Raw genomic sequence first — 25,311 nt, forward strand, 5'->3', positions numbered from 1 at the left:
GTTCGCGGGCTGGCCGAGGTTTCCATCAGCACGCTTCGCACGCGAGAATTTGCACGGCGGCACGCCGTGCTGCGACTTGAGCAACGGGCGCAGTGAAGCGCACCGGTATCTGGAGGTTGGGTGGAAGGTAAGACGTTGGAATCACATGCACGGCGCTTGCAGCGTCTTGGTCGGGTCGCCTTGATGCTGCTCGGCCTCGGTCTGGCCACAACGGCGATGGCCACAGCTGCCAGCAAGCCATTGAGACACGCCGTGCGCGTGGGCTCGTATCGTGTCGAGCGTGACGTGACGCCTGGCCGCAACAAGGTGGTGGGCACGCTGACCAACGTGAGCCCGGCGCGGATCCACGCCACCCGGGTCAAATTTCGGCTTTTCGATGCCAGGGGGCGCGCGATCGGCAACGCGGTGGACGAGGTGCGTGACCTCGAACCGGGCCAGACATGGAAATTTCATGCCCAGGCGCGTGGAAATGTCAGCCGGGCCCGCCTGTTGCGTGTCGAGACTGAGTAGCGTCCATGGCGGGTCAGTTGACGCTCGCGCGCACCCAGTCCAGATAAGCGGCATGGCCCCGTGCCACCGGCACGGCGATTAACTCGGGCAGCTCGTAGGGATGCAGGGCCAAAACCCTCTCCTTGAGCGCAGCAAACCGGCTTTCGGTGGTCTTGATCAGCAGCAATACCTCGCTGTCGGTGACCACCTTGCCTTCCCAGCGATAGGTGGAACGGATCTCGGGCAGGTGGTTGACACAGGCGGCCAGCCCCTCGCCGACCAGGGCGTCGGCCAGGACCTGGGCGCTGCTGGCGTCCGGGCAGGTGCAATAACAGAGCAGGACCGTATCGGACATCACGGTCTCGGCGCCATCAGGCCGTAGTTGGCGAATTTTTCCAGCACCTGGGCGGCCTCGTCGGCGGTCAGCAACACCGGGGTGCCGACCTGCAGAGCCAGGGCGTACTGCTTGGCCAGGATTTCCACCTCGATGGCTCGCCACATGGCCTGGGTCATGGAGCTGCCGGTGGCGATCAGGCCGTGGTTGGCCATCAGGCAGGCCAAACGCCCCTCCAGCGCCCGCACTACCGCATCCGAGAGGGCCTGGGTGCCGTAGGTGTGATAGTCCGCGCAGCGGATCGAATCGCCGCCACCGACGGCAATCATGTAGTGCGCGGCCGGAATATCCATGCGGCACATGGCCAGCGCCGTGCCATAGGGCGGGTGGACGTGGACCACGGCCTCGACATCGGCCCGCGCGGCATAGATATCGCGGTGGAAGCGCCATTCGCTCGATGGGCGTAGCGCTGGGTTCCAGTGCCCATCCCTGTCGACCAGGACGACCCCTTCCGGGGCGATTTCCTCGTAAGGCGTGCCGCTCGGGGTGATCAGGAAACCGGTCCCGCAGCGGGTGCTGAGGTTGCCCGAAGTCCCTTGGCTCAAGCCGGATGCGGCCAGTTTCGCCCCCTGGGCGACGATTTCCTTGCGTAGCGTCAGCTCGGCGCTCACGGCGGTCGATGGCCTTGATGGTGCGGGACGCCTTCATCGTCGTCGCTCACGCGGGGCTTGTCGATGGCCCCCGGAGACCGGCCAGCCCTTGAAAGGCCTCCCCCTCCCCCCCATTGGAAGATGCAGCCATCGGACCGGCGCCTCTTGCTAAGGGGCTTTGCGTCGTTAGAATTGGCACTCACCTCCGGGGAGTGCTAACAGCGCCATCACTGGCGCCGCTCCGGGGTCCCAATTCTGTTCAACCCATCCAACCAAGCTGGAGCCCACCCATGAGCAAACTGCGTCCGCTGCACGATCGCGTCATCGTCAAGCGTCTCGAAGAAGAGCGCGTCTCCGCTGGCGGCATCGTCATTCCTGACAGCGCCACCGAAAAGCCGACCCGCGGCAAGGTCATTGCTGCCGGTACCGGCCGCATCCTGGACGACGGCAACGTGCGCCCGATGTCGCTGAAGGAAGGCGACGTGGTGCTGTTCGGCAAGTACGCCGGCCAGGAAATCAAGATCGAAGGCGAAGAGCTGGTCTTCCTGAAGGAAGACGACATCGTTGCGGTTATTGAAGGCTGATCTTGAGAGACGCTCGGTCTTAGCGCGATAGCCGCGCTTGCCGGTCTGCAAGAACAAGATCAAGAACCCATTCCTATTCAAAATTTTTGAGGCAAAAATTTTATGGCAGCTAAAGAAGTCCGCTTCGGCGAAGACGTACGCGCACGCATGCTCAAGGGTGTGAACACCCTGGCCAATGCGGTCAAGGTCACCCTGGGTCCGAAGGGCCGCAACGTGGTGATCGAGAAGAGCTTCGGCGTCCCGACCGTGACCAAGGACGGCGTGTCCGTGGCCAAGGAAATCGAACTGGCCGACAAGTACGAGAACATCGGCGCCCAGATCGTCAAGGAAGCCGCTTCCAAGACCTCCGACGTGGCCGGCGACGGCACCACCACGGCTACCGTGCTGGCCCAGGCGTTCATCCAGGAAGGCCTCAAGGCTGTGGCCGCCGGCATGAACCCGATGGACCTGAAGCGCGGCATCGACCAGGCCGTGGCTGCCGCTGTGGGCGAGCTGAAGAAGCTCTCCAACCCGACCGCTGACGACAAGGCGATTGCCCAGGTCGGCACCATCTCGGCCAACTCCGATACCAACATCGGCGACATCATCGCTACCGCGATGAAGAAGGTCGGCAAGGAAGGCGTGATCACCGTTGAGGAAGGCTCGGGTCTCGAGAACGAGCTCGACGTCGTCGAAGGCATGCAGTTCGATCGCGGCTACCTGTCGCCGTACTTCATCAACAACCAGCAGTCGCAGCAGGTTGAGTTGGACGACCCGTTCATCCTCATCCACGACAAGAAGGTCTCCAACGTCCGTGAGCTGCTGCCGGTGCTGGAAGCCGTTGCCAAGGCTGGCAAGCCGCTGCTGATCGTGGCCGAGGAAGTCGAGGGCGAAGCCCTGGCGACCCTGGTGGTCAACACCATCCGCGGTATCGTCAAGGTTGCCGCCGTGAAGGCGCCGGGCTTCGGCGACCGTCGCAAGGCCATCCTGGAAGACATCGCCATCCTCACCAATGGCGTGGTGATCTCCGAGGAAGTCGGTCTGGCCCTTGAGAAGGCCACGATCACCGATCTGGGCCGTGCCAAGCGCGTCGTGATCACCAAGGAAAACACCACCATCATCGACGGCGCCGGCGAAGCCGAGCGCATCCAGTCGCGCATTGCCCAGATCAAGGCGCAGATCGAAGAGACCTCTTCGGACTACGACCGCGAGAAGCTGCAGGAGCGTGTGGCCAAGCTGGCTGGTGGCGTGGCCGTCATCAAGGTGGGCGCTGCGACCGAAGTCGAGATGAAGGAAAAGAAGGCTCGCGTCGAAGACGCCCTGCACGCGACCCGCGCTGCAGTGGAAGAAGGCGTGGTCCCCGGTGGTGGCGTGGCGCTGATCCGCGCTCTGAAGGCTCTGGAAGGCCTGAAGGGTCACAACGCGGATCAGGACCTGGGTATTGCCATCACCCGTCGTGCGCTGGAATCCCCGCTGCGCGCCATCGTCGCCAACGCTGGCGACGAGCCGTCCGTCATCCTCAACAAGGTGAAGGAAGGCACCGGTAACTTCGGTTACGACGCGGCTACCGGCCAGTTCGGCGACATGATCGCCTTCGGCATCCTGGACCCGACCAAGGTGACCCGTTCGGCCCTGCAGTTCGCGGCCTCGGTGGCTGGTTCCATCATCACGACCGAAGCGGCCGTGACCGAAGTGCCGAAGAAGGATGAAGGTCATTCGCACGGCGGCGGCGGTGGCATGGGCGGCATGGGCGGCATGGACTTCTAAGTCCGGCCCTCAAGCCAGCACTAAGAGGAAACCCCGCCTTGTGCGGGGTTTTCTTTTTTCGCAGATTTTTTCACTGATCCATTTCCGTTTTTGCGTCCCCGCACGTCTTAGACAGGTCACAGCTACTACGCGGGCCGCGCGCCATGAACCAACGGAAGCTTCTGTCAGGGACTGACACCTTGGACGCCGACCTCGTATTCGCGGCCAGTGGCTGCGCCTTTGCGGCGCAGCAGGGTCTGGAGCGCGAACTTCGCGTAGTCACGGGTGCGTCGCACCCGCGTGTGACCATGCCGTCGAAGGAGCCGAGTGCCAGGGATGGCCACTTCAAGCCAGCGTTATGGCTAGGTTCGCTGCGGGATCGCGGCGACTGGGTGGGCAACCCGTTCCAGCGTGCCGTGATGGCCGCGAAGTACCTGGTGCGCGCTTCGTCCCTGCCACGCCAGCATCAGCGCTTCCTGGCATTCGCCCAAGCGCATCCGCTCATGCGAGCCTGCATCACCTGTGATCCACGTGTGCTTGAGCGTCATCTGCATCGTTTCATCCATCGGCATTGGCATCGCGCGACCCGCCTGCGTAGCCTGCAGTGCCACTACCGCCACATGCTGCATCGGTTGCCCCCGAAGCTGTTCGATGACATCTATGTTCGGGGGCGAGCCAGCCTCGGTCAGTTGACCTTGAAGGACGGCAGCCAGCTGGCGTTGCATCTGCGGCCACCCGTCTTCATGGGTTGCGAGGGTGAGTTGTGCATCGAGCTCAGCGAGATGAATGGCGATCCGCTCTATCGGCTGGTCCTGACCATCATCGACGACGAGTCGACGCTTGCCATCGGTTGCCTCCAGGGTCCGGACGGCGAGCACGCCCGCGAGCGGGTACGTGAACTGACCCGCCACCTGCATGGCCTGCGTCCCAAGCAACTCATGCTGACGCTGGCCTATGCGTTTGCAGCGCAATGCGGAGTGCGCCGCATGCTGGCGGTTGGCAACGCCGGACATCCGTTGCGCGGCCGTCAACGGTTTCATGCCGACTACGACGCTTTCTGGCGGGAGCAGGGTGGCGTGGAAACCAGTGAGGGTTGGTTCCTGATGCCATCGACGCTTCACCAGCGTGCCGAGTCTGACGTGCCGAGCAAGCATCGTGCCCTTTACCGTCGTCGCCGTGAGCTGTGCTGGCAGGCCGAGCAAATGCTGCGTGATGCCCTGGGTGAGTCGCCGCAGCGCTTCGACGTGCCCGCTGCGGTCGCTACGCTAGAATCCATGCCGTCTCTTGCAGGCGCTCTTCGGGAAGCAGCGTGGACAAGCTAGTCAAATCCGAAGCGAAGCAAGACAGGAGTCCCATGGTGCCGGCACATGCTGCGCAGATCGCAGCGCTGTTTCGTGACCACAACCGTGCCTTGGTCGCGTTCCTGCAATGCCGCCTCAATTCGCTCTCCGATGCGCAGGAGGTCGCGCAGGAGGCGTATATCCGCATGTTCACGCTCGAACATCCCGAGCAGGTGGATTCGCTGCGCGCGTATCTGTTTCGGACCGCATCGAACCTGGCGGTCGATCGCCTGCGCATGCGCAAGGTGCGCCACGAGCATCCTGTCGAGGCGCCAAGTGAAGACGTCCACCTCGCGCCGATTCCCGAGCGTCACGCCTCGGCCACCGAGCAATTGCACGGACTGCGCCGGGCATTGCGCGAACTGCCGGCCAAGACCAGTCGCGCCTTTGTCATGCATGTCATCGACGGCTGCGACATAGGCGTTATTGCACGAGCCATGAAAATCAGCGAGCGCATGGTGCGCTATCACGTTGCCAACGCCCTGGCGCATTGCCGGGCGCGGGTGGACGAACTGGAGATGCCATGAAGGCCGACACGTTCAACGAGCAGACCATGCACGCCGCCGCGGACTGGTGGGTGCGCCTGCGCGACCCTGCTGCCGCCGATCAGACCGTGGAACAGTGGTTGGCATGGACGTCGGCCGATGCCAGCCATCTGCGCGCTTTCGAGAAAGTTACGGAACTGGCCGAGCGGCTCAGCGCGTTGGGTGAAGTCTCGCGCGCGCAACTGGTGGCCGAGTTCGCGCCGGTCGAGGCGGCGCACCGCCGCTGGCTCCCGCTGGCGATAGCAGCGGCGGTAGTAGGCATGGCTTTGATGAGTGGCTACGTCGCATGGAGCCTTCGCGGCAGCAGGTTGGCGCCACAGGTCTACAGCAGCGAAGTGGCCGCAAGGCGTGATATCACCCTGGTCGACGGCACCACCGTCACCCTAGGTGGCGCGACCACGCTGACCGCGCAATTCAGCCGCGATCAACGCCAGGTGGAGCTGGCGCAAGGCGAGGCGTTCTTCCAGGTCGCGCACAACGCGGGGCGTCCCTTTGTGGTGAATGCCGGCAAGCTGGCGATCCACGACGTAGGCACGGCGTTCGATGTGCGTCGCACGGGCGATCACGTCACCATCGCCGTGACTGAAGGACGTGTGCGCATTTTCAATCGCGCCGATCGCACGGGCGACGGCCTGGAGGCGGTGGCTGGGCAGTTGGTGTCCTACGATCCAGGGCGTGCGGCCCTGAGCGTGTCGAGCACCGACCTGGCGCGCGCCACCGCATGGCGTAACGACCGACTGGAGTTCGACAACGAATCGCTTGCGGTCGTGGTGGCCAATATCAACCGTTACCGCACGCGGCCGGTGCACATCGAGGATGCATATCTCGAATCGCTTACCTTCACCGGTACGGTGAAGACCGATGCCATCGACGATTGGCTGCACGCACTGCCGCAGGTGCTTCCCGTCAAGGTTCGCGATGCGGGCAGTCAGACGATACTGTCCGACGCGGGACGCAATGGCGAGCGCTAGGTAGATCGCTTCAACACGCGCTCATCGACCGCGCACGCATGCGCTCGATAACCGCAGTCTCGTCAGAGGCATCAACGTCTTTCCTTTCGGGCATCGCAAGGTCGGCGACAGCCATCGTTCATAGCGTCGCTACGCTGCCAAAAAATCCCGGACGCATGTCACACTGCCCGTTTTCGCTTAGGGAGAAGCGGGGTCCATGACGGTGCGCGCGCAGCTGCTTTTCTACGGCAGCCTCGCCATGGCGATGAACCTGTTGGCGTCCGGCGCCGTGATGGCGGCTGCACGTTCGGCATCAGCCGACTCCTGCGTGGATTTTGCGATCTCCGCGCAATCGCTGGCCGCCGCGTTGATTGCTTTCGGCAAGCAGGCCAATGTGCAGGTACTCACCGCTGGCGGCGCCATCGTCGGTTTTCGTTCGCCCGGATTGAGCGGCAGCCTCTCAGCCGAAGCGGCGTTATCGCGCCTGTTGCAGGGCACCGGCCTGAATTATGAGTTCACCGATGCCGGCACGGTGGTGGTGAGGCCGCGTGCCATCGCTTCGGCCACGCAAGCCGCTGATCGTTCCCAGGTGAAGGAGCTGGCGCCGGTACACACCGATGCGATGGTCGATCGCGATGTCGGCTATATGGCTGAACTCAGCAGCATCGCGACACGCAACGATGCGTACCTGATCGACGTACCGCAGTCGATCAGCGTGGTCACGCGCGACCTGATCGATTCCCAGCAGATCCTCACCGTGGCCGAAGCGGTCCGCAATGTCGCCGGCGTGCAGTACATCGACGGTTCGGATGGTTTGCCGCTGTTCCAGATTCGCGGCTTCTATACCGGCAATGGCCTGACCGACGGCATGCCCAACAGCATCGCCGGATCGGGCGATTATCCGCCGCTTATCGGCGTGCAGCGGGTCGAGGTGCTGAAAGGGCCGCAGTCGATCCTGGGCGATACCACGGGCGGCAATTTCGGCGGCCTGGTCAACATCACGACCAAGCAGCCGCAAAGCGAGCCGGTGCGTCAGATCAGCTATGCGGTGGGCGAGCAGGGCGAGACGCAGGCGGGGCTGGATCTGGCAGGCCCGCTCGGCAGCACCCCAGGGCTGACTTATCGACTGGTGCTGTCCGGCGAGTACGCCGATCGCTCGCCGCAGGGTTATCGCCACCGGCGCAGTGCGTACCTCGCGCCGTCGATCGGCTGGCGCGGCAAGTCCACTCAGCTCGTCGTCGGCGTGCAGCGCATCGATAATCGACTACCGATTCCCGATCACGTCGTGCTGTTGAACAGCAGCCTGTCGTCTGCCTCGCCCTTCGGCCGGCTGACCGGCAGCCCGAGTGACTACGCCAGTTACCAGACGGACCGCCTTTATTACCTGCTAGACCAGCAACTGGGCGATAGCTGGACGTGGCGCAGCCGCGGCCAGTACGTGCGACAGCGAAACGACCAGCGAAGCTGGACCTTGTATAACCCCGCGCCGAATGGAAATGCCGACGCGTTGGCCGAGGCCTACCGCTACAACGATGCCTACTACTCGCTGCAGAACGATCTCGTTGGCGTGTTCGGCCTCGGACAGGTGACGCATACGGTGACCGTGGGTTTCGACTACTCACGTTCGCGCATCGGTCACAGTGACGATTTTCTGCATGGGTACGACGGCGGGCAGTACAACTTGTTCACCAGCGCCCCGTTGCCCTCGGTAGGGTCGGTGATCCAGCCGGCCGACAACCTCCCACTGGGCGGTACGCCATGGTCGATCGATAGCGGCCTGTTTCTGCAGGACCAGATCGCGCTGGGCGAGCATTGGGGCGTGCTCGCCGCCGTGCGCCGCGCGGCCTACGAGGTGTCGACCGAAGACACGGATGGCCATCCGTGGAATCCGCACCGCACGAAGTGGGTGCCCAACGTCGGACTGGTCTACAAACTCACCCCTGACGTGGCGCTCTACAGCAGCATGGCCAGCGGCTTCCAGCCGGTGTCCTTCCTCGGCGAAAACGGCCGCCCGCTGGTGCCGGCGCTGTCGCGCCAGCTGGAGGCGGGTGCCAAATTCAATCTGTTCGACCAGCGCGCGCGACTCACCGTATCGCTGTACCGCATCATGCTCGATCACAGCTACGTGCTGGTGTCGCCGAAGCCGCCAAACTTCGCCGAGCTGGGGCCCGGTCAGACCAATCGCGGTGCGGAGCTGGAATTTGCCGGTCGGGTGGCGCCGGGGCTGGACCTCAGCAGCAGCTACACGTTCGCGCAGATCAGCAACCACGACAGTACGGCGGCAACCGGCGCACCGCGCCAGCGCTTCAACCTTTGGGCCAGCTACGGGTTCCAGGGGGAGGCCTTGCACGGCTGGGGTGTTGCCGGCGGCGTGCTCGCCCGCAGTCATTCGCTGGGCCAGAGCCTGGATGGCGAAAGCTACTTCACGATTCCAGGGCAGGCCGAAGTGTCTGCCAACGTGTCGTATCGCACCGATCGCTGGCGCCTGACGCTGGGGGTGAAGAATCTTTTGGTCCGGCGTCTTTACGCGGAAAATTTCGACGAAACGTTCGTGCCTATCCGCACCCGCCGAACGTTCCTGCTAACCGGCAGCTACGACTTCTAGGATGGCGCCTGCGCAGCGTGGCAGCACAGGCGGCTCGGTACGTTGCAGTGACTTTTCCGCGTCATGAAAAAGCCCCGGGAGTTCCCTCCCGGGGCTTTTCGTTTCATCGAGCGGGGCGTTTATTCACCGCTGGTCTTGGCGCCGGCCTCCGTCGTGGTGGCGTCGCCGGCAGCGGCCTTGGCCTTGTGGCTGGTGTGCTGCTTGGTGGCCTTGTGGCTTGCGTGGGTGGCCGTGTCGGCCGCCTTGGTGGCGGTCTGATCGGCCGTCTTGGCAGTGTCCTGCGCTGTCGCGCCGGCGGTCGTGCTCGCTTCGGTCTTGGTCGCGGCGGCGGTCTGGGCGAAAGCCGGCACGGTCAGGATGGAAGCAGCGGTGACGAGCAGGGCGGCAAGCATGGTCTTACGCATGAGGTAAACCTCCAATGGGGATGTGCCGTCGAAGACGTTGCTTCGGGGCTGGGACCAACGCTAGACGCTGCTCGCACTACCGAACCTGAACGAAATGGGGTGTCTTAAGCAAGCAGACAGATCCGTGAATTTTCGCCTAGCGTCGTATCAAGCATGTGCCCCAGGCCGCTTGAAAAGCTCGGAGAACGGCCGCCCAGCTCAACTGTATGGACGTCCAAACCATGGCAGTCGATCACTGCCGGGCACCGGCGGCGTCGAAGGACTCGCCCGGCACGTCGGCTTCAACCTCGCCGGCCTCCGCGATTTGTAGCTCGGCCTTGGGCAGCATCGGCTCCAGCTTGCCCTTGAAGCGAAGCAAGGCGACGTTCGCCATGTCCTCGTCGGCCGCATTCCCAACTCCCTCCCCAGCCGCTGGCGACGCGCCTGGCGCTTGCGTCAGCGCCACCAGCTCCGGCGCGATGACCTGGGTAAGCGCGAAGTAGGCATCGTCGCGGATGCCCGCTTGCTCGAGCAGGCGTCCCGGCAACATCCACGATGCGAGTGCCTCATGCATGGCCGGTATAGGGTTGCGCGGATTGACCAGCAGCCAAGTGCTGGCCTGGCTCAGCATGTCCTTGCCATCGATGAAGCCGGCGCTGTGAAACGTGTCCGTGAGGGCGGGCAGGTGATCGCCGTAGAACAGCAGCAGGGTGGGGCGATCGCGCCTGGCGAGCAGGTCGGCCAGTCGGCCAAGCTCCTGGTCGGCATGCTGCAGGTGATACAGGTAGTTCTGCAGCTCGCGCTTGTGCTTGCCGGTGATGCCATCCGGAACGGGCATGGCATCGCGCGCAGCGACGTCCGCCGGGGTGACATCGTAGGGTCCGTGCGCTTCGATGCTGATGGCGAACAGGAACTGCGGTGGCCCGGCGTCCTTGAGCCGGTCCATGATCGCCTCGGTCATGGCACTGTCGGCCATGTACTGTCCATCCATGGCGGCACGGGTGGGGAAATCCGCGCGCGATGCAAAGTGGTCGAAGCCGATGGCGCGGAACGCCGTTATGCGGTTCCAGAAGCCAGGATCATTGCCATGCAGCGCCATCGTTTCGTAGCCGTGAGCGCGCAGCGTGCGCACCAGGCTCGGCACGATCTTGTTGTTCATTTGCAGGTAGGGAAATTGCAGGTCGTCGAAGTAGCGCAGCGAGAGCCCGGTCAGTACCTCGAACTCGGTGCGGATGGTACCGCCGCCAAAGGTGGGGACGTGGAGGGGGCCGCTCTCGCCCTGTGTGGCGAGTCGCCGAAGATGGGGTATGAGGTCGGTGTGCTCGTAACCCTTCAGGATGGAAGGATCGAAGAACGACTCGCTTTGTACGACGACGATATCCGGTGTTTCACCCTGATCCTGCGTCGTTGACTTCAGGCGTGCGCGTAAGGCGACGTTGGAACGTTCGATCAACTGCTGCGCGGCGCTGGCGTCGGCTTGCTTGCCTGCATGGCCCTGGTGCAAGTGAAACATCAGCAATGAGCTGACCAGGCCGGAATGATCGGCGGTTGCCGAAGCCGACCACGGTTCCAGCCACAAGTAGCCGCCTCCGTAGATCTTCGCCCAGCCCGGCATGCCGGCGAGCAAGGTGGCCAGCAACGCAAGCAGGGACACGCCCGACCACAGCCGCTTGCCGCGTGTGCGGCGCGCAAACAGCGGCGGCTCGATGCGCCACGCGATGAGCATCGCGATGACCGAGCCGATCACGCACAAGTACGGCCAGGGACTCGTCGGCATATAACTGCCTAGCAACGGCAGCCCACCACGACGCAGCTGGCCGAGCATGTGGAAGTCGGCCGGCATCAGCGGCGTGCCCAGATGGTTCACCTTCAGGCTGTTGATGCCGTACACCAGCGCCTGCAGCAGAAAGGCGAGGCCGAACGACAGCAGCGCGCGCCGGCTAAGCACCAGCAGCAACGCCGCCAGCAGCAAGCCGGGCAGCGCGTTGGCCAGCAGGAAGCTTGGCTGGATCAGTGCTTGCGCGGGGCTCACGCCGACGCCGCCGTCGACCAGACCGGTCAGCAGGGTGAACGCCAGGACCAGCACGACAATGACGGCCAGGCGAATAGAGATGGAGCGCGCACCCGGCGCGGGCGGAGTCGCTGACATGGTCACGGCATCCTGCAGATGGCTGTCATGGCTCGGACATCGGAATGTAACGGCTTGGGTATGAACGAATCATTGAGCGCCGGGGCAGGGTGGATGCATATGGCTCAGTGCGGTAAGAGCGCGCCCCCGCACCGATGCGGGTCGTGCCCTTTGGGCGTCGTGGCCCGGTTGTCGGGTAGTCGGCGGGCACTTACGGCACAATGCGCCGATGCCTGCCCTGGAATCTCCCGCGCTACGAGCGCTGATCGACGATCGCTACGCCGAACTGGCTGCCCGTTGCCGCACCATGGGCGTGCCGCTGCACGATGACGCCGGTGTCGCCGAGCGCATCCGGCGTACCCTGCTGGCCAGCGATTTCGCGTTCGATACCTGGTTCCGCCAGCCGCAACTGCTGGCGCCACAAGGGTTGGAACGACTGCGCTCGAGTAGCGATGCCAGCGCGCGTATCGACGCGCTGAAGCTGACCGACGATGAGGCCACCTGCCTGATGGAGCTGCGTCGCTTTCGCCATGCGGAAGCGTTGCGGCTGGTGTTTCGTGACGTCAATGGCCTGGATGAATTGCCCGAGACGCTGTCCGCCACCAGCGTGCTTTACGAAGCGCTGCTAGGTGCCTCGCTCAGCTGGTCGGAACGCGCCATGGCGACCCGTTATGGCCACAGCCGAAGTCACGAAGGTGTATTGCAGCGCATGGTGGTGGTCGGCTTCGGCAAGCTCGGTGGCAGCGAGCTGAACTTCTCGTCCGATATCGACCTGGTGCTGGCTTATCCACATAGTGGGCAAAGCGACGGCGCCCGTTCGCTCGACAATAGCGAGTACTTCGTGCGGCTGGCGCGTCAACTCGTGCGCCTGCTCCACGAACCTACGGTGGATGGCATTTGCGCGCGCGTGGATCTGCGCCTGCGGCCGTTTGGCAACGCAGGGCGGCTGGCGCTGCCCTTCTCGGCCATGGAGCAGTACTACCAGAGCGAAGGGCGTGACTGGGAGCGTTATGCCTGGATCAAGGCGCGCCCTGTCGCAGGCGATCGCAATGGCGGCAAGCAGCTGCAGGAATTGCTGCGCCCGTTCGTCTATCGCCGATATCTCGACTACACCGCGTTCGCCGGCCTGCGCGAGATGAAGGCGCTGATCGACGCTGAAGTGGCACGCAAGGATCTCGCGGACAATCTCAAGCTGGGGCCGGGAGGCATCCGCGAAATCGAGTTCGTCGTGCAGCTGGTGCAGCTGATTCGCGGCGGACGCGAGCCCAGCCTGCGTGTGCGCGGGCTGCTGCCCGCACTCACCGCGTGTGAGGCGCGTGGACATATCAGCGCGGCCCGTGCGCGGGCGTTGCGCGAGGCCTACATCTTCCTGCGTCGGGTGGAGAATCGCGTGCAGATGCTGCGCGATGCGCAGACGCACGATATTCCCGAGGATGCCTTGAGCCGCGAGCGCATCGCACTGGGACTCGGACATGCCTCGTGGGAGGAGTTGGAGCTTCAGCTGGCGCAGCATCGCGCCCATGTCAGCGAAGAGTTCGCCGAAGTACTGATGCCGCAAGGTGGCCGCACGGCCAGCGCCCCCGTGGCGGATGTCGCGCTGTGGCAGCGGGCCTGTGCGGAGACGCTCGATGCCGCCGCGATGGAAGCCTCGGGCTTCACGCCCGGCGCCGAGGTGGCGGAAGCCGTACAGAAGCTGTCGCAGGCGGCATCGGTGCGCGCCATGTCGCAGCGTTCGCGCGAGCAGCTCGACCGCCTGATGCCTCAGCTGCTGTCGGTCGCACGCGCCGGCGCCGCGCCGGCGCCTTGCCTGCTGCGGTTGTGCCGATTGGTGCAGGCGGTAGCGCGTCGTTCTTCCTACCTGGCCTTGCTGGAGGAGCAGCCCGCGGCGCGTCTGCGGCTCGCCCGCCTGTTCGCCGAGAGTGCCTTTCTTGCCGAGCGGGTGATCGCCCAGCCACTATTGTTGGACGACGTGCTCGACCCGCGCATCGACCAACTGCCGCTCAAGCGGGCGGACATCAGCGCCGAGATCATCCGCGTGCTCGCCACCCTGGACGAGCGCGAGGCCGAAGCGGAACTTGAGCGCCTCAACGAATTCAAGGCAAGTGTGGCGTTTCGCCTTGGGCTGGCCTTCAACGACGGGCGCGCCGATGCCGTGGCCACCGCGCGGCGCCTGGCGGTGCTGGCCGAATCCATCGTGCTGGCGGTGACCGCGCTGGCCGAGCGAGAGCTGGTCGCACAACATGGCCGCCTGGCGGGCGAGGGAACGGGTTTCGCCGTGCTCGGCTACGGCAGCCTGGGCGGCGAAGAACTCGGCTTCGCTTCCGATCTCGATCTGGTGTTTGTGTACGACGGCAAGCGCGCGCACCTGCTGAGCGATGGCGCGCGACCCCTGGAAGGTTCGCGCTGGTATCAGCGGCTGGCGCAACGCGTGATGAACTGGCTCACCGTGCTCACGCGCGCCGGACGCCTGTATGAAGTGGACACGCGCCTTCGTCCGGACGGCTCCAAGGGACTGCTGGTAAGCAGCCTGGAGTCGTTCACCGAGTACCAGAAGAGTCGCGCCTGGACCTGGGAGCATCAGGCCTTGCTGCGCGCGCGACCGGTGGCTGGCGATGCCTCGCTCCACGCCGAGCTGGCCGCAGTGCGGCGCGGCGTGCTCGCGGCGCCGCGCGATCGCGCCGCGGTGTTGCAGGAGGTGAGCAGCATGCGGCAGCGCTGGCGTGCCGAGCGCAATCGTTCGGATGCGGTGCAGCTTGACCTCAAGCAAGGCCTGGGCGGTCTGCTCGATATCGAGTTCGCGTTGCAGGGCCTGGTGTTGGCGCACGCGGCCGAACATCCGGCCCTGCTCAACATCACCGCGAATGCCGGCCTGATCGAAGCGTGCCGCAATGCGGGCCTGCTCGACGGCGGCCAGGCCGGGATGTTCGCCGAAGCCCATGCCGAACTGCTGCATCGCGCGCTTGCCTGCACGCTCGACCTGCGTTCGCGCATTGCGCCGCGTGATGCCGAACTGGATCGTCTATGCAGCGGCGTGAGCGCCGTCACCTTGGAACTGGGTTTCACCTTCTGACGTCAGGCGCATCGACTACGCGCTCCAGCTCCCTCTCCCCTCCGGGGAGAAGGAGCCCACCCTCGCGGGCGACCTGGCGAAACCGTGACAACCGAGCGAATACCTACTCCGTACGCGCGCAAAGATCTTGCACAGACTCTCAGCCCCTTGATCGCCGCGCCTGGCGCGCCGCGATGAGCTTGCGCAGGGTGGCGGCGATCGCTTCCGTCTCGCGCAAGGGGTATTGCGGTGGTGCGGCCACGGTGTCGACTGCATGCAAACGTCCGGCGTCGCGCAGCGCGCGATGAAAGCGTTCGATCTTCGCCGGCAGCGGCGAGGTGACCAGGGTATGCACGGGGCAGCCGACGGCGCAGGCTTCGGAAAGCATGTTGACCGAGTCGGGCGTGACTACGAGACGGTCGGCCCAACCGAGCACGCCCGGATAGGGGTTGCCGCCATCGTCGGGGCCGGACCAGGTCAAGCCGGGCACGCCGACGAGGCGGTGACGCATGACCTCGACGAGCGCCGGTGGCGTACGCCGCGACGCCAGCACCAGCAAGCTGCCGCCTTCGACGCGCTGGCGCGCCAGCAACTTCGCAACCAGCACTTCGACGTAAGCCGCATCCACGGCGATGCCCTTGCGCGGTCCACCCAGCAGCACGCCGACACGGGGGCGTGGCAGATCGACGAAGGCAGGGTTGGCCTCGCGCGCGTCCTCAAGCCAGGCATCGTCGATGGGATTGAGCGAGCCCACCGGATGCAGCACATTGGGTCCCGCCCGTTCGTCGTGTTGCGGGGCGATGACGGTATCCCAGTGGGAAGGGTCCATGCGTGGATCAAGAATCTGCACCGTATAGCAGTCGCCATGGCTCCTGGGCCGCAGCAGTCGCGTATACAGCGCCGAAATTCGCCCGCAGCCGATGGCGATGGCGGGCCAGGGCGGTTCGAACTGCCGCCGCTGTGTGTCAGAGAGGGCGAAGCTTGCGCCAAGGCCGAGGCGGGGTGCCAGCCAGGACCATGGCGCGCGCGGTTCGAGTTGCAGGTGATGGATGGGCATGTCCAGCCGCGCCGCCAGCGCCAGGGCCTGGCGCTGGTTTCCTGCGGCGCCGTCGGTGATCACCCAGCAGTCGCCGTTCCGCTTCAGCATGCGGGCGACGCCCCGGCGATTGTTACTCGAAACAGCACAGTACGTTCCATTCGCCAGGGTCCTGTTTGCCCGCGCCCGCGCTTACACTGTGGACTGTTGCGCCCAGTATGGCGTGCCACGATCACAAGGATACCCATGAGCGAGATGCTTTCCGAGGCCGCCCTCGACCAGTTGTTCCGCAGCGCCCGCACGTTCAACGCCTGGCTGCCGAAAGACGTGAGCGACGCCCAGCTGCACGAGCTGTATGAGCTTGCCAAGTTCGGACCGACCAGCGCGAACTCCTCGCCGATGCGACTGATCTTCATGAAGTCGAAGGAAGCGAAGGAAAAGCTCGCGCCGTTCCTATCCGAGAGCAATCGCGCCAAGACCATGGTGGCGCCGGTGACCGCCATCGTGGCCACCGACTACGCGTTCTACGAAAAGCTGCCGCAGCTGTTCCCGCACGCCGACGCGCGCAGCTGGTTCGTGGGCAACCAGCCGCTGATCGACGGCACCGCGTTCCGTAACGGTTCGTTGCAAGGCGCCTACGTGATTATCGCTGCGCGCGCGCTTGGCCTCGATTGCGGCCCGATGTCCGGCTTCGACGCGGCTGGCGTGGACGCGGCATTCTTCGCGGGCACGACGGTCCGCGCCAATTTCCTGATCAATATCGGTTATGGCGATGCCAGCCGAGACATGTTCCCGCGCAGTCCGCGTCTTTCCTTCGACGAAGCCTGCCGGATCGTCTGAGTACTTCGTACTCGCTGTCGATTAAGTGCTTTCCCCAAACCCATTGGAGATCAGATTCATGCGTTCATTCCGTTATCTCGTTCTAGCCGGCCTGATCGGCGCAGCCGTCACCGCACAGGCTGCCCCGGTCACCTACAAGATGGATCCCAATCACACCCAGGTTCTCTTCAGCTGGAACCACTTCGGCTTCTCCAACCCGACCGCCAACCTTGGCCTCGGCGAGGGCACGATCGTGTTTGACGAAAAGGATCTGGCCAAGTCGTCGGTGGACGTGGCCTTGCCGTTGGCCAATCTCGACACGCACGTCAGTGCGCTCGACGAGCATTTGAAGAAGCCGGATTTCCTCGACGCCGACAAGTTCGCGGTGGTGACCTTCAAGAGCACCAAGGTGGAGTCGGCGGGCGGCAACAAGTACAAGGTGACGGGCGACCTGACCGTTCATGGCGTGACCAAGCCGGTGGTGCTCGATGCCACGCTCAACAAGAGCGGCATGCATCCGATGATGAAGGTGCCGACGGTGGGCTTTGATGCCACCGCCAGCCTCAAGCGTTCGGATTTCGGCGTGGGCGCTTATGTGCCGAACGTCAGCGACGAGATCAAGGTGCGCATCACCACCGAGGCCTCGGTGCCGAAGGCCGAAGCGGCAAAGTAAGCGTTGCGATAGATCAAAGCCCGCGCCGGAGACGGCGCGGGCTTTTTGTTGGGCGCAGCGGGAGGTTTCGTGCGTTGATCAGTTCGCGCTCGCACCTTCGCTCTTGAGCGCTTCGAGCTTACCCAGATCCACCCCGTTCACCATCTGCTTCAGCTGTTCGATGTTCTCCGCCTTGCCACTGGCCTTGACCGCGAAACGCTGGGCCACGATGACGCCGTACTCGCCGCTGTGCGTGTCGTTGTTCCAGCGCTCATGGATCAGGCGTCCCTGGCTGGTATAGGACTTTTCGTAGCCGTGCTCGGTCTGTTGCTCGGAATCCGGTGCCAGCGCGCTGGCGGCGGCCATCATGCCCCGCATGCTGCCCGTGTCGCCCACTTCCAGTCGCACGCTGTGGCCATTGCCATCGCTGTAGTTGGCGTGCGCCGCCGTGACCTGCATGCCCACCGTGCTGTTGCGCTCGGCTGACAAGTCGTCCCGTTTCATGCCGGCCAGCGTCTCGGGCAGGAAGGCCTTGATCGTGTCGGTTGGCAATGACTGCCCGTGGCTGTCACCCGGGTTCTGCGCGGCATCCAGTGTTTTGCTGGTGCCATCGGCGCTCTCGCTGGTCGCTTCCGCCGTGGTGTGGCGGGTATCGCTGCCCAGATGCATGCCGCCCATCCTGGCACCGGTCAGGGCCGCCGTTCCGATCAGGCCCGTCACGATCAAGGCGACGATCCAGCTCAACACGATGGAGACGATGACCGTGACGGCGGTATAACCAGCCGCCTTCTCTGCAGGGCAGCGCATCGTATGCGGCAAGCCCAGGTAGAGCAGGTAGACGCCGTAGATCAGGCTGGCGAGCGCGACCAGCCAGCCCAGCCACGGAATGATTACCGCGATGCCGCCGACCCATCCGGCTGTCCACGCGTAGGCTACCGTCTTCAGTGCCTGCACCGGATCTTTCTGGCCGCCAAACGTGGGCGCCAGCGCATCCACGATCAGGGCAACCACATAGGTCAGGGCCAGGCTCAGCAGGTAGTACAGCACCAGGCTGAGCAGGCCCACGCCTAGGGATGTATGCAGATGCATGCCCCAGCCGCCGTAGCCGATCAGGCTGTGGCGGATGAAGTGCGCGATCACTGGCAGCGCCGCCACGATCAGGATGTAGTGGCGATAGAGCCCATTCACCGTGGCCGGCTCGCCGGCAATCTCCGGCCATTCGGTTTGTGGCGTGGTGAGGATGGCTTTGATCCGGGCGATCAGGTTTCCGAAGTCCATGACAATCCTTGCTCAGCAGGCGATCGATGGGGCGGCGACGGGATCATCGGCAGGCGGGCGGAAACATCGGCCGAAGGCATCGGCCCAAGCCCCAGGCGGATCAGGGTTTCAGCGTTGCGCCGGCCGGACAGCAGTCCGCCTGATTCTCAACCCGCGCCTGGCCTGGCTCCCATTCGTCGCATGGGCTATGCCCTTCGGCGAGCATGTGGCGCAGAGAGGGTTTACCGGCTCCGAGGAGACCTGTTAGCCAGGGAGGCCTGTTAACATGGCGGACCCGGTGCCTTGATGGAGTTGTCCCCCATGTCGCGTTCCCCTGCGGCTGCCGCGTTGATCCCGGCAAATGCCGAAAATCGTTATGAAGTGACGCGCGCGGACCTTCCGCTGTCCTGTCCGATGCCCGGTATGGTGCTCTGGAATTCCCATCCGAAGGTCTATCTGCCAATCGTCGAGGATGGCGGCGAGTCCACATGTCCTTATTGCGGCGCACATTACGTCCTGCGGGACTGATCCATCCGTCCCGATCGCACCCATAAATCCTCGCAAGAGCGGATTTAGGCACGATTGCTGCTTGCCTATCAGGGATGAAGGCACCTTTTGAACAAATCATGTCAGCAGTCGCCACCCCAGCCAGGTCACTGACCGTCGTTCAGCTGATCCCCGGCCTCGATTCGGGCGGGGCGGAGCGTTCTGCGCTGGAAATCGCGCGGGCGCTGGTCAAGGCCGGCCACCAGTCCGTGGTGATTTCGGCGGGCGGCCGCATGGTGCAGCAGTTGGAAGCCGAAGGTAGCCGTCACGTCACCCTGGACGTGGGTCGCAAGTCGTTGACTACGCTAATGAAGATGGGTGAGCTTCGACGGGTCCTGCGCGAGCTCAAGCCGGATATCGTGCATGCCCGCTCGCGACTGCCGGCCTGGATGGGCTGGTGGGCCATCAAGGGCCTCAAGCCGAAACCCCATTTCGTGACCACGGTTCACGGGCTGAATTCGCCCGGCCGCTACAGCGCGATCCTGCTGCGTGGCGAGCGCGTGATCGCCGTGTCGCAGACCTTGCGAGATTTCATGCTCAGCCACTACCCCTGGCTGGAGCCGGGGCGGGTGCGGGTGATTCCTCGCGGTATCGATCCGGAGGCGTTTCCGTACGGACATCGCCCCGACGACATGTGGCGCAAAGCCTTCTTCGCGGAATTCCCAGCGCTCGCAGGAGCGCCGCTGCTGACCCTGCCGGGTCGCGGCACGCGGCTGAAGGGACACCACGATGCCGTCGAGCTGCTGAGTGAGCTGAAGCGTCGCGGCATCGACGCGCGTCTGTTGCTGCTCGGCGTCATCGAGCCTGGGCGTGATGCCTATATCACTGAACTGCGTAGCCTGATCCGCGCCCGTGGCCTGGAATCCCAGGTGGTGCTGACACCGCCGCGCAGTGATGTGCGCGACATCTATGCGATCTCGTCGCTGGTGCTCCAACTCTCCAACAAGCCCGAATCGTTCGGGCGCACCGTGATCGAGGCGTTGTCGCTGTGCCGCCCGGTGCTGGGTTATGCGCATGGTGGCGTGGGTGAGTTGCTGGCCGAGCTGTATCCCGCCGGCCGGGTTCCGGTGGCCGACCGCGAGCGACTGGTCGAACGTGCCGCCGAGTTGCTGCGCGTAGCCCCTCCCATTCCGATGCTGCAAAGCTACCGGCTTACCGACATGCAACAGGCCACGCTGGCGCTCTACGACGAACTGACCGCCTGATCGTTGCGGCACGTGGCTCACCTACAATGCGTGAGCCATGATCACCTGATGTCCGCATGAGTCCATCTGCTGTTTCACTGAAGGCCGCCCTACGCTCGCCCTTGCTGCCCTTCTGGCTGGTGATCGCCCTGCTGCCGGTTGGACGCAGCTCGGAGCTTGGCACCTTCCTCTGTCTGGTCGGCGTCATCCTGCTGTTTGCCCGCCATCCTTCCGCGTTGCGCGAGCACGAGGGTGCGAGGCTGCTGTTGTGGCTGCTGGGCGCCTACGTGGGCGCGGCCTTGTTGTCGGCGGTCGATTCGCTGGCGCCGGGCAGGAGCTGGTCGACGGTGGCGTCGTTGCTTCGCTACGTGCCGTTGGGGCTCTATGCCTGTTTCGCGATACGCCGCGAAGAAAAGCTCGACGCGCTCTATGGGGCCGTTGCCGTGGTCGTAGGCGTTTGGGCACTGGATGCCTGGGTGCAGGCGCTGACGGGATGGAGCCTGGGTGGGCATGCCAATGCAGAGCGTATCTCGGGCATCTTTGGCGCCACCAATCTCAAACTGGGTCCCACGCTGGCCGTGCTGTCGCCGTTCGCGCTCTGGGCTGCTCATCGACGGTGGCGATGGAAGGGCTTGCTGCTGACCTTCCTGCTGCTGCTTGGGCCCGTGCTGTTGTCCGGTTCACGCGCGTCGTGGCTGTGCTATGCCCTGGTGGCCGTGGGTTTTGCTTGGCACCTTTCGCGGAGGCCGTTACGTTTTCTCGCCACCGTCGGCCTGGGCATGCTCTTGATCGTTCTCGCTGGTGGCGTGGCCTGGAAAACCTCCGACCGCTTTCAGCTCCGCATGGAGCGCACCGTGCAGGCGTTCCACGGTTCCAATCAAGCCATGGACACCGCGCTCAGCGGGCGCCTGGATATCTGGCGAACCAGCGTGGCCATGTTCAAGGCACATCCTATCAATGGCGTGGGCGTGCGTGCGTACCGCTTCGCCTATCCCGCGTTCGCGCCGGCCAATGATCATTTCGTCGTCGCCGAGTCCTGCGGCGAGGGCGAGGGCGCCTGCCATGCGCATCAATGGGTCCTGGAAGTACTCACCGAAACCGGCACGCTCGGCTTGTTGCTCTGGCTGGGCGCCATCGGCATGGCGGTGGCGACGTGGTGGCGCGTTGGCGCCGAAGCGCGCGCGCGGGCCTTCCCGGTGACGTTGGCGCTTGGCGTCATGTTGTTCCCGCTCAATACGCATCTGGCCTTCTATTCGGCCTGGTGGGGACTCCTGTTTGCCTGGTTGCTGGGGCTTTGGTGCGCGGCACTATATGTTCAGCCGAAGGCATCGAGTTCGGGAGAACCGGCATGAAGCGCGAGCCCCTGTCGGTGGTGGTGATCACCTACAACAATGGCGAGACGCTCGATGCCTGCTTGAGTGGTGTGGATTGGGCGGATGAGATCGTCGTGCTGGATTCCGGCTCCAGCGATGACACCGTCGATATCGCCAGGCGGCATGGCGCCCGCGTGGCGGTGCATCCGTTTGACCAGTTCGGCCCGCAGAAACAGCGTGCCTACGACCTGGCCAGTCACGACTGGGTGCTCAACCTGGATGCCGATGAGCGCCTATCGCCGGGCACGCGCGAGGTGATCGAACAAGCCTTGGTGGCCCCGCGCCATGCGGGCTTCCGCTTGCCACGTCGCGAGCGATTGTTCTGGACCGTGCAGCATCGATGGGGGCGGCGCAATGGACTCCTGCGCCTGTTCGACCGCCGGCGCGGCCGCATGAACGATGTCGAGGTCCATGCGGCGGTCGAGGTGGATGGACCGGTCAAGACGTTGCGGCGTGCGGACTTCATCAACGATGGCGATCGCGACATCACCACGCGGATGGACAAGATCAACCGATATACGAGCAACATGGTGGCGCATAAGCTGCGCAGGAATCAGCGCTACACCGGCCTGCGCATGGTGTTCTATCCGCCGCTCTATTTTCTGCGGCAGTACCTCGTAAAGCGCTACTTCCTGGACGGCTGGGCAGGTTTCATCGCCAGCGCGACGGGCGCGTTCTACGCCTTTCTCAAGTACGCGAAATTGCACGAAGCGCGTGAGCAGGCGGCGCGTAAACAACTTCACTGATTAATGTTGGCTGCGATCCATGTCGCGACGTTGTCGGCAACTATCGAACATCGTTGTTCAGTGATCGTTTAGAAAGTGGTCTTGTCGTACGGCGATTTCTTGCTGCGGCGAAATTACTTTCTTTGCACGTGAATCGCGCCACTGGGCCAATGTTCGGCACTTAGGCTCGCCCGGCTACGCATGACGAAATATTTTGCGCCCGCGAGCTGCCTACATGAAATCGTGATGCGCATCGTAGAAAACGCCGATTCGCGGCGGGTTCTCTCGGTTCTTCCGATGTGTGATGACGCCGTCAACTTGCGCCTGCTGATGTCGTTGCTCTGACGGCCCCGCTGTTTCTACACTCGGGCGAGTTGGGGTGCGTCATCGCGGAAGGCGTCAGGGGCTGCCTTCCGCTTCAAGAGTAAGTCTTAGGGTGGGTTTTTCGAGGCCAATTGAACACGCTGTCGATGCGACCGCGTGATGCGCCGTTTCGTTTTTCTCAGCCACGTGCATCGGAAAGGAGGTCACGCACTTAATCGGTCTTTGCTGGCGGGACGATTTCATCACAGGGGGCCTAGCCTGTTTTCGATGGAATATCTCCAGGAGACATTGCATGAGAAACGAGCACCTGTACCTGTGCGCCGCCGTAGCCCTCGCCCTTGCGGGACTACCCACCATAGCGGCCGCACAATCATCGACGTCGCAGAATGCGGCGCTGGCGGATATCAATACGGCGGAAGCGCCGCGAGTCACCCAGACGATCAACAACAAGGTCGTCTCGCCGCTGCAGCGAAGTCACGTCGCCGCGGTCGACAGTCTGAAGCCTACGCAGAGCGTGGCCGATAGCTTGCCGATGAATCATATGCACCTCGTGCTTCAGCGCAGTGCATTGCGACAGTCCGCCTTGGATGCACTGATTAGCGCCCAGCACGATCCGAGTTCGCCCAAGTTCCACCAATGGGTCACGCCGGATCAGTTCGGCGAGACGTTTGGCGTCAGCAACGCCGACATCGCTGCAGCGACCGCATGGCTGCAATCGCAGGGATTCAAGGTCAATGGCGTCTACCCCAACAAAATGCAGATCGACTTCAGCGGTAGCGCCGGTCTGGTCAAGCAGGCATTCCACACCCAGATCAATCGCTATGCATTAGGCAAGTCCAGCCACATCGCCAACGCCACGGACATCAGTGTGCCGTCGGCATTGAAGGATGTGGTGGTGGGTGTTGCCGGCATCAACGACATCCACCCGCAGGCGCAGCACGTGGCCACCAAGGTGTCGCAGTACGATGCTTCCACGCACAAGTTCATCATCAAGCCACCTGCCGGTTCCAATCCCGCCACGGTGAACCCGCAGGCGATCGGCTTTACCAATGGCGCACGTGGCCTCGTACCCTATGACATGGCCAAGATCTACGGTGTGGATCAGCTGCGTAACAGCGGACTGACCGGAACAGGCATCACCATTGCGGTAGTCGAGGACAACTCGATGGTGCCCGCCGACTGGACCAACTTCGTCAGCCAGTTCAGCCTCGGCAGCTACGGCGGCACGTTCACCCAGTTCCAGCCGCAGGCCACCGGTTTCACCAACTGCATCGATCCCACCATTAATTTTCCCGGCGAGGACGACGGCGAGACCTTGCTCGATGCGGAATGGTCGACGGCGATGGCACCCGGCGCGAACATCTGGGTTGCCTCTTGCGACGATTCCAATTCCAACAACTTCTTCGGTGGCGTATTTACCGCGGCGACGAACCTGATCAACGGTACCAGCCGGCCGAACATCATCAGCGCGAGTTACGGCTATGGCGAAGGCTATACCGACGCCGCCAGCAAGACAGCCATCGACCTGATGTGGGCACAGGCGGATGCCGAGGGCATTTCGGTCTTCGTATCGAGCGGTGATTCGGGCTCCAACCCGAGCTTCAACGGGTTCTTCATCAATGGCGTCGGCATTGACGCCAACGCGTTCGGCACCTCACCGAACGACACGGTCGTCGGCGGTACCGATACCGCGGATGTGCTCGATGGCACTACCAAGAAGTACTTCGCCTCGACCTACAACTCGGTCTATGGCTCCGCGCTGTCCTACGTCCCGGAGATTCCCTGGAACCAGTCCTGCGGCAACGAAGTGGCGGCCAAGTCGCTGGGCTTCGCCAGCGCGCTGGAGTTCTGCAAGGAATACATAAAGCTCGACCCCTACGGCTATTACCTGACGTCCGAAGCGGGCAGCGGTGGTCCGTCTTCAGTAGACCGCAAGCCGGCGTGGCAGCGGCAGGTGCATAACGCGGCTAAGGATCAGTCGCGCGATGTGCCGGATGTGTCGCTGTTCGCGGGCTCCTACGGTGGCGACACCTGGGTCATCGTCTGTACGTCGTTCTATCCCTGCCAGCCCGGGTTCACGGGGCAGATCGCACTCAGCGGTGGCACCTCGCTCTCGTCGCCGATGTTCGCGGGTATCCAGGCCTTGATCGATCAGGGTCTGGCCGCCAAGGGACTGTCACCCAACCAGGGCAATGCCGCTCCGACGCTGTATGCACTGGCCGCCGACGAGTACGGTGGTGCCAAGGGCGCGCCGCCTGCCAGCCTCGCCGCTTGCAGTGCCGATAATGGTACGAAGGGAACCGGCAAGTGCGTCTTCCACAACATCACGCGTGGAAGCATTGCCACTCAGTGCGTCCAGCAGTTGCCTTATGTGGTCACGCCGGACTGTTACTTCTACGGCACCCTGCCCAACTCGTATCTGGGGCCGATCCAGGTGGGCCTGACCTCAACCAATATCAGCAAGTACAACAGCAATACCGAGGCCTATGCCGCAGAAGCGGGATGGAGCTTTGCCTCGGGCTTGGGTTCGGTCAACGCCAACAATCTGTTTAATGCCTGGAAGGCGTTCGTCAACGTGAAGTAATCGATGAAGCGCGCGTCCTCGGCGGTCGT

21 protein-coding genes are annotated in these 25,311 nt (G+C 63.8%); 15 read left to right on the forward strand and 6 right to left on the reverse strand.

All coding sequences use genetic code 11. The annotated features are described in order from the left end of the window. Nucleotides 1-183 precede the first annotated feature (183 nt). Nucleotides 184-510, forward strand: a complete 327-nt coding sequence (locus tag ACT01B_RS02090; protein ID WP_445145745.1) for an FxLYD domain-containing protein — start codon at nucleotides 184-186, stop codon at nucleotides 508-510. A gap of 13 nt (nucleotides 511-523) precedes the next feature. Here the strand turns inward: ACT01B_RS02090 and cutA are convergent, their stop codons facing one another. Next, nucleotides 524-844 (reverse strand): divalent-cation tolerance protein CutA, encoded by a 321-nt coding sequence (gene cutA, locus ACT01B_RS02095; RefSeq protein WP_445145746.1) that lies wholly within the window; start codon nucleotides 842-844, stop codon nucleotides 524-526. Then, nucleotides 844-1,494 carry a class II aldolase/adducin family protein gene (locus tag ACT01B_RS02100; protein ID WP_445145747.1) on the reverse strand — a complete coding sequence of 217 codons (651 nt, stop codon included), beginning with the start codon at nucleotides 1,492-1,494 and terminating at the stop codon, nucleotides 844-846. The genes cutA and ACT01B_RS02100 overlap by 1 nt, the downstream gene beginning before the upstream one ends. 269 nt (nucleotides 1,495-1,763) lie before the next feature. On the opposite strand from ACT01B_RS02100, the gene groES reads away from it, so the two are divergent. The 6 genes from groES (at nucleotide 1,764) to ACT01B_RS02130 (ending at nucleotide 9,222) form a co-directional block, all read left to right on the forward strand. Continuing rightward, nucleotides 1,764-2,057, forward strand: coding sequence for a co-chaperone GroES (groES, locus tag ACT01B_RS02105; protein ID WP_445145748.1), 294 nt, complete (start codon nucleotides 1,764-1,766; stop codon nucleotides 2,055-2,057). A gap of 102 nt (nucleotides 2,058-2,159) precedes the next feature. Then, complete coding sequence (gene groL / locus ACT01B_RS02110) at nucleotides 2,160-3,803, forward strand: chaperonin GroEL (RefSeq protein WP_445145749.1); 1,644 nt, start codon at nucleotides 2,160-2,162, stop codon at nucleotides 3,801-3,803. 179 nt (nucleotides 3,804-3,982) lie between these two features. Beyond that, the gene (locus tag ACT01B_RS02115; protein WP_445145750.1) at nucleotides 3,983-5,104 is read left to right on the forward strand and encodes a VirK/YbjX family protein; all 1,122 of its coding nucleotides are present in this window, start codon (nucleotides 3,983-3,985) and stop codon (nucleotides 5,102-5,104) included. A gap of 32 nt (nucleotides 5,105-5,136) precedes the next feature. Continuing rightward, entirely contained in the window at nucleotides 5,137-5,649 is a 513-nt protein-coding gene (locus ACT01B_RS02120; protein WP_445145751.1) for an RNA polymerase sigma factor, read from the forward strand. After that, a complete protein-coding gene (locus tag ACT01B_RS02125; protein WP_445145752.1) occupies nucleotides 5,646-6,638 on the forward strand; it encodes a FecR family protein in 993 nt (330 codons plus the stop codon). The genes ACT01B_RS02120 and ACT01B_RS02125 overlap by 4 nt, the downstream gene beginning before the upstream one ends. A gap of 196 nt (nucleotides 6,639-6,834) precedes the next feature. Continuing rightward, nucleotides 6,835-9,222, forward strand: coding sequence for a TonB-dependent siderophore receptor (locus ACT01B_RS02130; protein WP_445145753.1), 2,388 nt, complete (start codon nucleotides 6,835-6,837; stop codon nucleotides 9,220-9,222). A 119-nt stretch (nucleotides 9,223-9,341) separates the two neighbouring features. Here ACT01B_RS02130 and ACT01B_RS02135 read toward each other — a convergent pair whose 3' ends face one another. Together ACT01B_RS02135 and ACT01B_RS02140 are read right to left on the reverse strand one after the other, a co-directional pair. Next, nucleotides 9,342-9,626 carry a hypothetical protein gene (locus ACT01B_RS02135; RefSeq protein ID WP_445145754.1) on the reverse strand — a complete coding sequence of 95 codons (285 nt, stop codon included), beginning with the start codon at nucleotides 9,624-9,626 and terminating at the stop codon, nucleotides 9,342-9,344. A 232-nt stretch (nucleotides 9,627-9,858) separates the two neighbouring features. Further along, the gene (locus tag ACT01B_RS02140) at nucleotides 9,859-11,754 is read right to left on the reverse strand and encodes an LTA synthase family protein (protein WP_445145755.1); all 1,896 of its coding nucleotides are present in this window, start codon (nucleotides 11,752-11,754) and stop codon (nucleotides 9,859-9,861) included. Between the two features lie 208 nt (nucleotides 11,755-11,962). On the opposite strand from ACT01B_RS02140, the gene glnE reads away from it, so the two are divergent. Further along, entirely contained in the window at nucleotides 11,963-14,803 is a 2,841-nt protein-coding gene (gene glnE, locus ACT01B_RS02145; RefSeq protein ID WP_445145756.1) for a bifunctional [glutamate--ammonia ligase]-adenylyl-L-tyrosine phosphorylase/[glutamate--ammonia-ligase] adenylyltransferase, read from the forward strand. A 139-nt stretch (nucleotides 14,804-14,942) separates the two neighbouring features. Here glnE and ACT01B_RS02150 read toward each other — a convergent pair whose 3' ends face one another. Beyond that, nucleotides 14,943-15,929: a mitochondrial fission ELM1 family protein gene (locus tag ACT01B_RS02150; RefSeq protein ID WP_445145757.1), complete on the reverse strand. Its 987-nt coding sequence runs from the start codon at nucleotides 15,927-15,929 to the stop codon at nucleotides 14,943-14,945. 135 nt (nucleotides 15,930-16,064) lie between these two features. On the opposite strand from ACT01B_RS02150, the gene ACT01B_RS02155 reads away from it, so the two are divergent. Together ACT01B_RS02155 and ACT01B_RS02160 are read left to right on the forward strand one after the other, a co-directional pair. Further along, nucleotides 16,065-16,658: a malonic semialdehyde reductase gene (locus ACT01B_RS02155; protein WP_445145758.1), complete on the forward strand. Its 594-nt coding sequence runs from the start codon at nucleotides 16,065-16,067 to the stop codon at nucleotides 16,656-16,658. 58 nt (nucleotides 16,659-16,716) lie between these two features. Then, the gene (locus tag ACT01B_RS02160; RefSeq protein WP_445145759.1) at nucleotides 16,717-17,310 is read left to right on the forward strand and encodes a YceI family protein; all 594 of its coding nucleotides are present in this window, start codon (nucleotides 16,717-16,719) and stop codon (nucleotides 17,308-17,310) included. Between the two features lie 78 nt (nucleotides 17,311-17,388). Here ACT01B_RS02160 and ACT01B_RS02165 read toward each other — a convergent pair whose 3' ends face one another. Continuing rightward, a complete protein-coding gene (locus ACT01B_RS02165; protein WP_445145760.1) occupies nucleotides 17,389-18,567 on the reverse strand; it encodes a Yip1 family protein in 1,179 nt (392 codons plus the stop codon). A gap of 300 nt (nucleotides 18,568-18,867) precedes the next feature. On the opposite strand from ACT01B_RS02165, the gene ACT01B_RS02170 reads away from it, so the two are divergent. From ACT01B_RS02170 to ACT01B_RS02190, 5 genes are all read left to right on the forward strand, one after another. Then, nucleotides 18,868-19,074: a zinc-finger domain-containing protein gene (locus ACT01B_RS02170; protein WP_445145761.1), complete on the forward strand. Its 207-nt coding sequence runs from the start codon at nucleotides 18,868-18,870 to the stop codon at nucleotides 19,072-19,074. Between the two features lie 98 nt (nucleotides 19,075-19,172). Further along, nucleotides 19,173-20,297, forward strand: a complete 1,125-nt coding sequence (locus ACT01B_RS02175; protein WP_445145762.1) for a glycosyltransferase — start codon at nucleotides 19,173-19,175, stop codon at nucleotides 20,295-20,297. A 56-nt stretch (nucleotides 20,298-20,353) separates the two neighbouring features. After that, on the forward strand, nucleotides 20,354-21,628 hold the full coding sequence (locus ACT01B_RS02180) for an O-antigen ligase family protein (RefSeq protein ID WP_445145763.1): 1,275 nt from the start codon (nucleotides 20,354-20,356) through the stop codon (nucleotides 21,626-21,628). Next, a complete protein-coding gene (locus ACT01B_RS02185) occupies nucleotides 21,625-22,395 on the forward strand; it encodes a glycosyltransferase family 2 protein (RefSeq protein WP_445145764.1) in 771 nt (256 codons plus the stop codon). Before ACT01B_RS02180 ends, ACT01B_RS02185 begins: the two co-directional genes overlap by 4 nt. Before the next feature lie 595 nt (nucleotides 22,396-22,990). Next, the gene (locus ACT01B_RS02190; protein WP_445145765.1) at nucleotides 22,991-25,282 is read left to right on the forward strand and encodes a S53 family peptidase; all 2,292 of its coding nucleotides are present in this window, start codon (nucleotides 22,991-22,993) and stop codon (nucleotides 25,280-25,282) included. The last annotated feature ends 29 nt before the right edge of the window (nucleotides 25,283-25,311 follow it).

It is taken from the genome of Dyella sp. Tek66A03 (assembly GCF_052567735.1).

What these genes read in the sequence shown, in the direction of transcription:
- ACT01B_RS02090 (WP_445145745.1), top strand. Translation starts at nt 184, where the DNA reads ATGCTGCTCGGCCTCGGTCTGGCCACAACGGCGATGGCCACAGCTGCC.
- cutA (WP_445145746.1), bottom strand. Translation starts at nt 844, where the DNA reads ATGTCCGATACGGTCCTGCTCTGTTATTGCACCTGCCCGGACGCCAGC.
- groES (WP_445145748.1), top strand. Translation starts at nt 1,764, where the DNA reads ATGAGCAAACTGCGTCCGCTGCACGATCGCGTCATCGTCAAGCGTCTC.
- groL (WP_445145749.1), top strand. Translation starts at nt 2,160, where the DNA reads ATGGCAGCTAAAGAAGTCCGCTTCGGCGAAGACGTACGCGCACGCATG.
- ACT01B_RS02120 (WP_445145751.1), top strand. Translation starts at nt 5,137, where the DNA reads ATGGTGCCGGCACATGCTGCGCAGATCGCAGCGCTGTTTCGTGACCAC.
- ACT01B_RS02125 (WP_445145752.1), top strand. Translation starts at nt 5,646, where the DNA reads ATGAAGGCCGACACGTTCAACGAGCAGACCATGCACGCCGCCGCGGAC.
- ACT01B_RS02130 (WP_445145753.1), top strand. Translation starts at nt 6,835, where the DNA reads ATGACGGTGCGCGCGCAGCTGCTTTTCTACGGCAGCCTCGCCATGGCG.
- ACT01B_RS02135 (WP_445145754.1), bottom strand. Translation starts at nt 9,626, where the DNA reads ATGCGTAAGACCATGCTTGCCGCCCTGCTCGTCACCGCTGCTTCCATC.
- ACT01B_RS02140 (WP_445145755.1), bottom strand. Translation starts at nt 11,754, where the DNA reads ATGTCAGCGACTCCGCCCGCGCCGGGTGCGCGCTCCATCTCTATTCGC.
- glnE (WP_445145756.1), top strand. Translation starts at nt 11,963, where the DNA reads ATGCCTGCCCTGGAATCTCCCGCGCTACGAGCGCTGATCGACGATCGC.
- ACT01B_RS02150 (WP_445145757.1), bottom strand. Translation starts at nt 15,929, where the DNA reads ATGCTGAAGCGGAACGGCGACTGCTGGGTGATCACCGACGGCGCCGCA.
- ACT01B_RS02155 (WP_445145758.1), top strand. Translation starts at nt 16,065, where the DNA reads ATGAGCGAGATGCTTTCCGAGGCCGCCCTCGACCAGTTGTTCCGCAGC.
- ACT01B_RS02160 (WP_445145759.1), top strand. Translation starts at nt 16,717, where the DNA reads ATGCGTTCATTCCGTTATCTCGTTCTAGCCGGCCTGATCGGCGCAGCC.
- ACT01B_RS02165 (WP_445145760.1), bottom strand. Translation starts at nt 18,567, where the DNA reads ATGGACTTCGGAAACCTGATCGCCCGGATCAAAGCCATCCTCACCACG.
- ACT01B_RS02170 (WP_445145761.1), top strand. Translation starts at nt 18,868, where the DNA reads ATGTCGCGTTCCCCTGCGGCTGCCGCGTTGATCCCGGCAAATGCCGAA.
- ACT01B_RS02175 (WP_445145762.1), top strand. Translation starts at nt 19,173, where the DNA reads ATGTCAGCAGTCGCCACCCCAGCCAGGTCACTGACCGTCGTTCAGCTG.
- ACT01B_RS02180 (WP_445145763.1), top strand. Translation starts at nt 20,354, where the DNA reads ATGAGTCCATCTGCTGTTTCACTGAAGGCCGCCCTACGCTCGCCCTTG.
- ACT01B_RS02185 (WP_445145764.1), top strand. Translation starts at nt 21,625, where the DNA reads ATGAAGCGCGAGCCCCTGTCGGTGGTGGTGATCACCTACAACAATGGC.
- ACT01B_RS02190 (WP_445145765.1), top strand. Translation starts at nt 22,991, where the DNA reads ATGAGAAACGAGCACCTGTACCTGTGCGCCGCCGTAGCCCTCGCCCTT.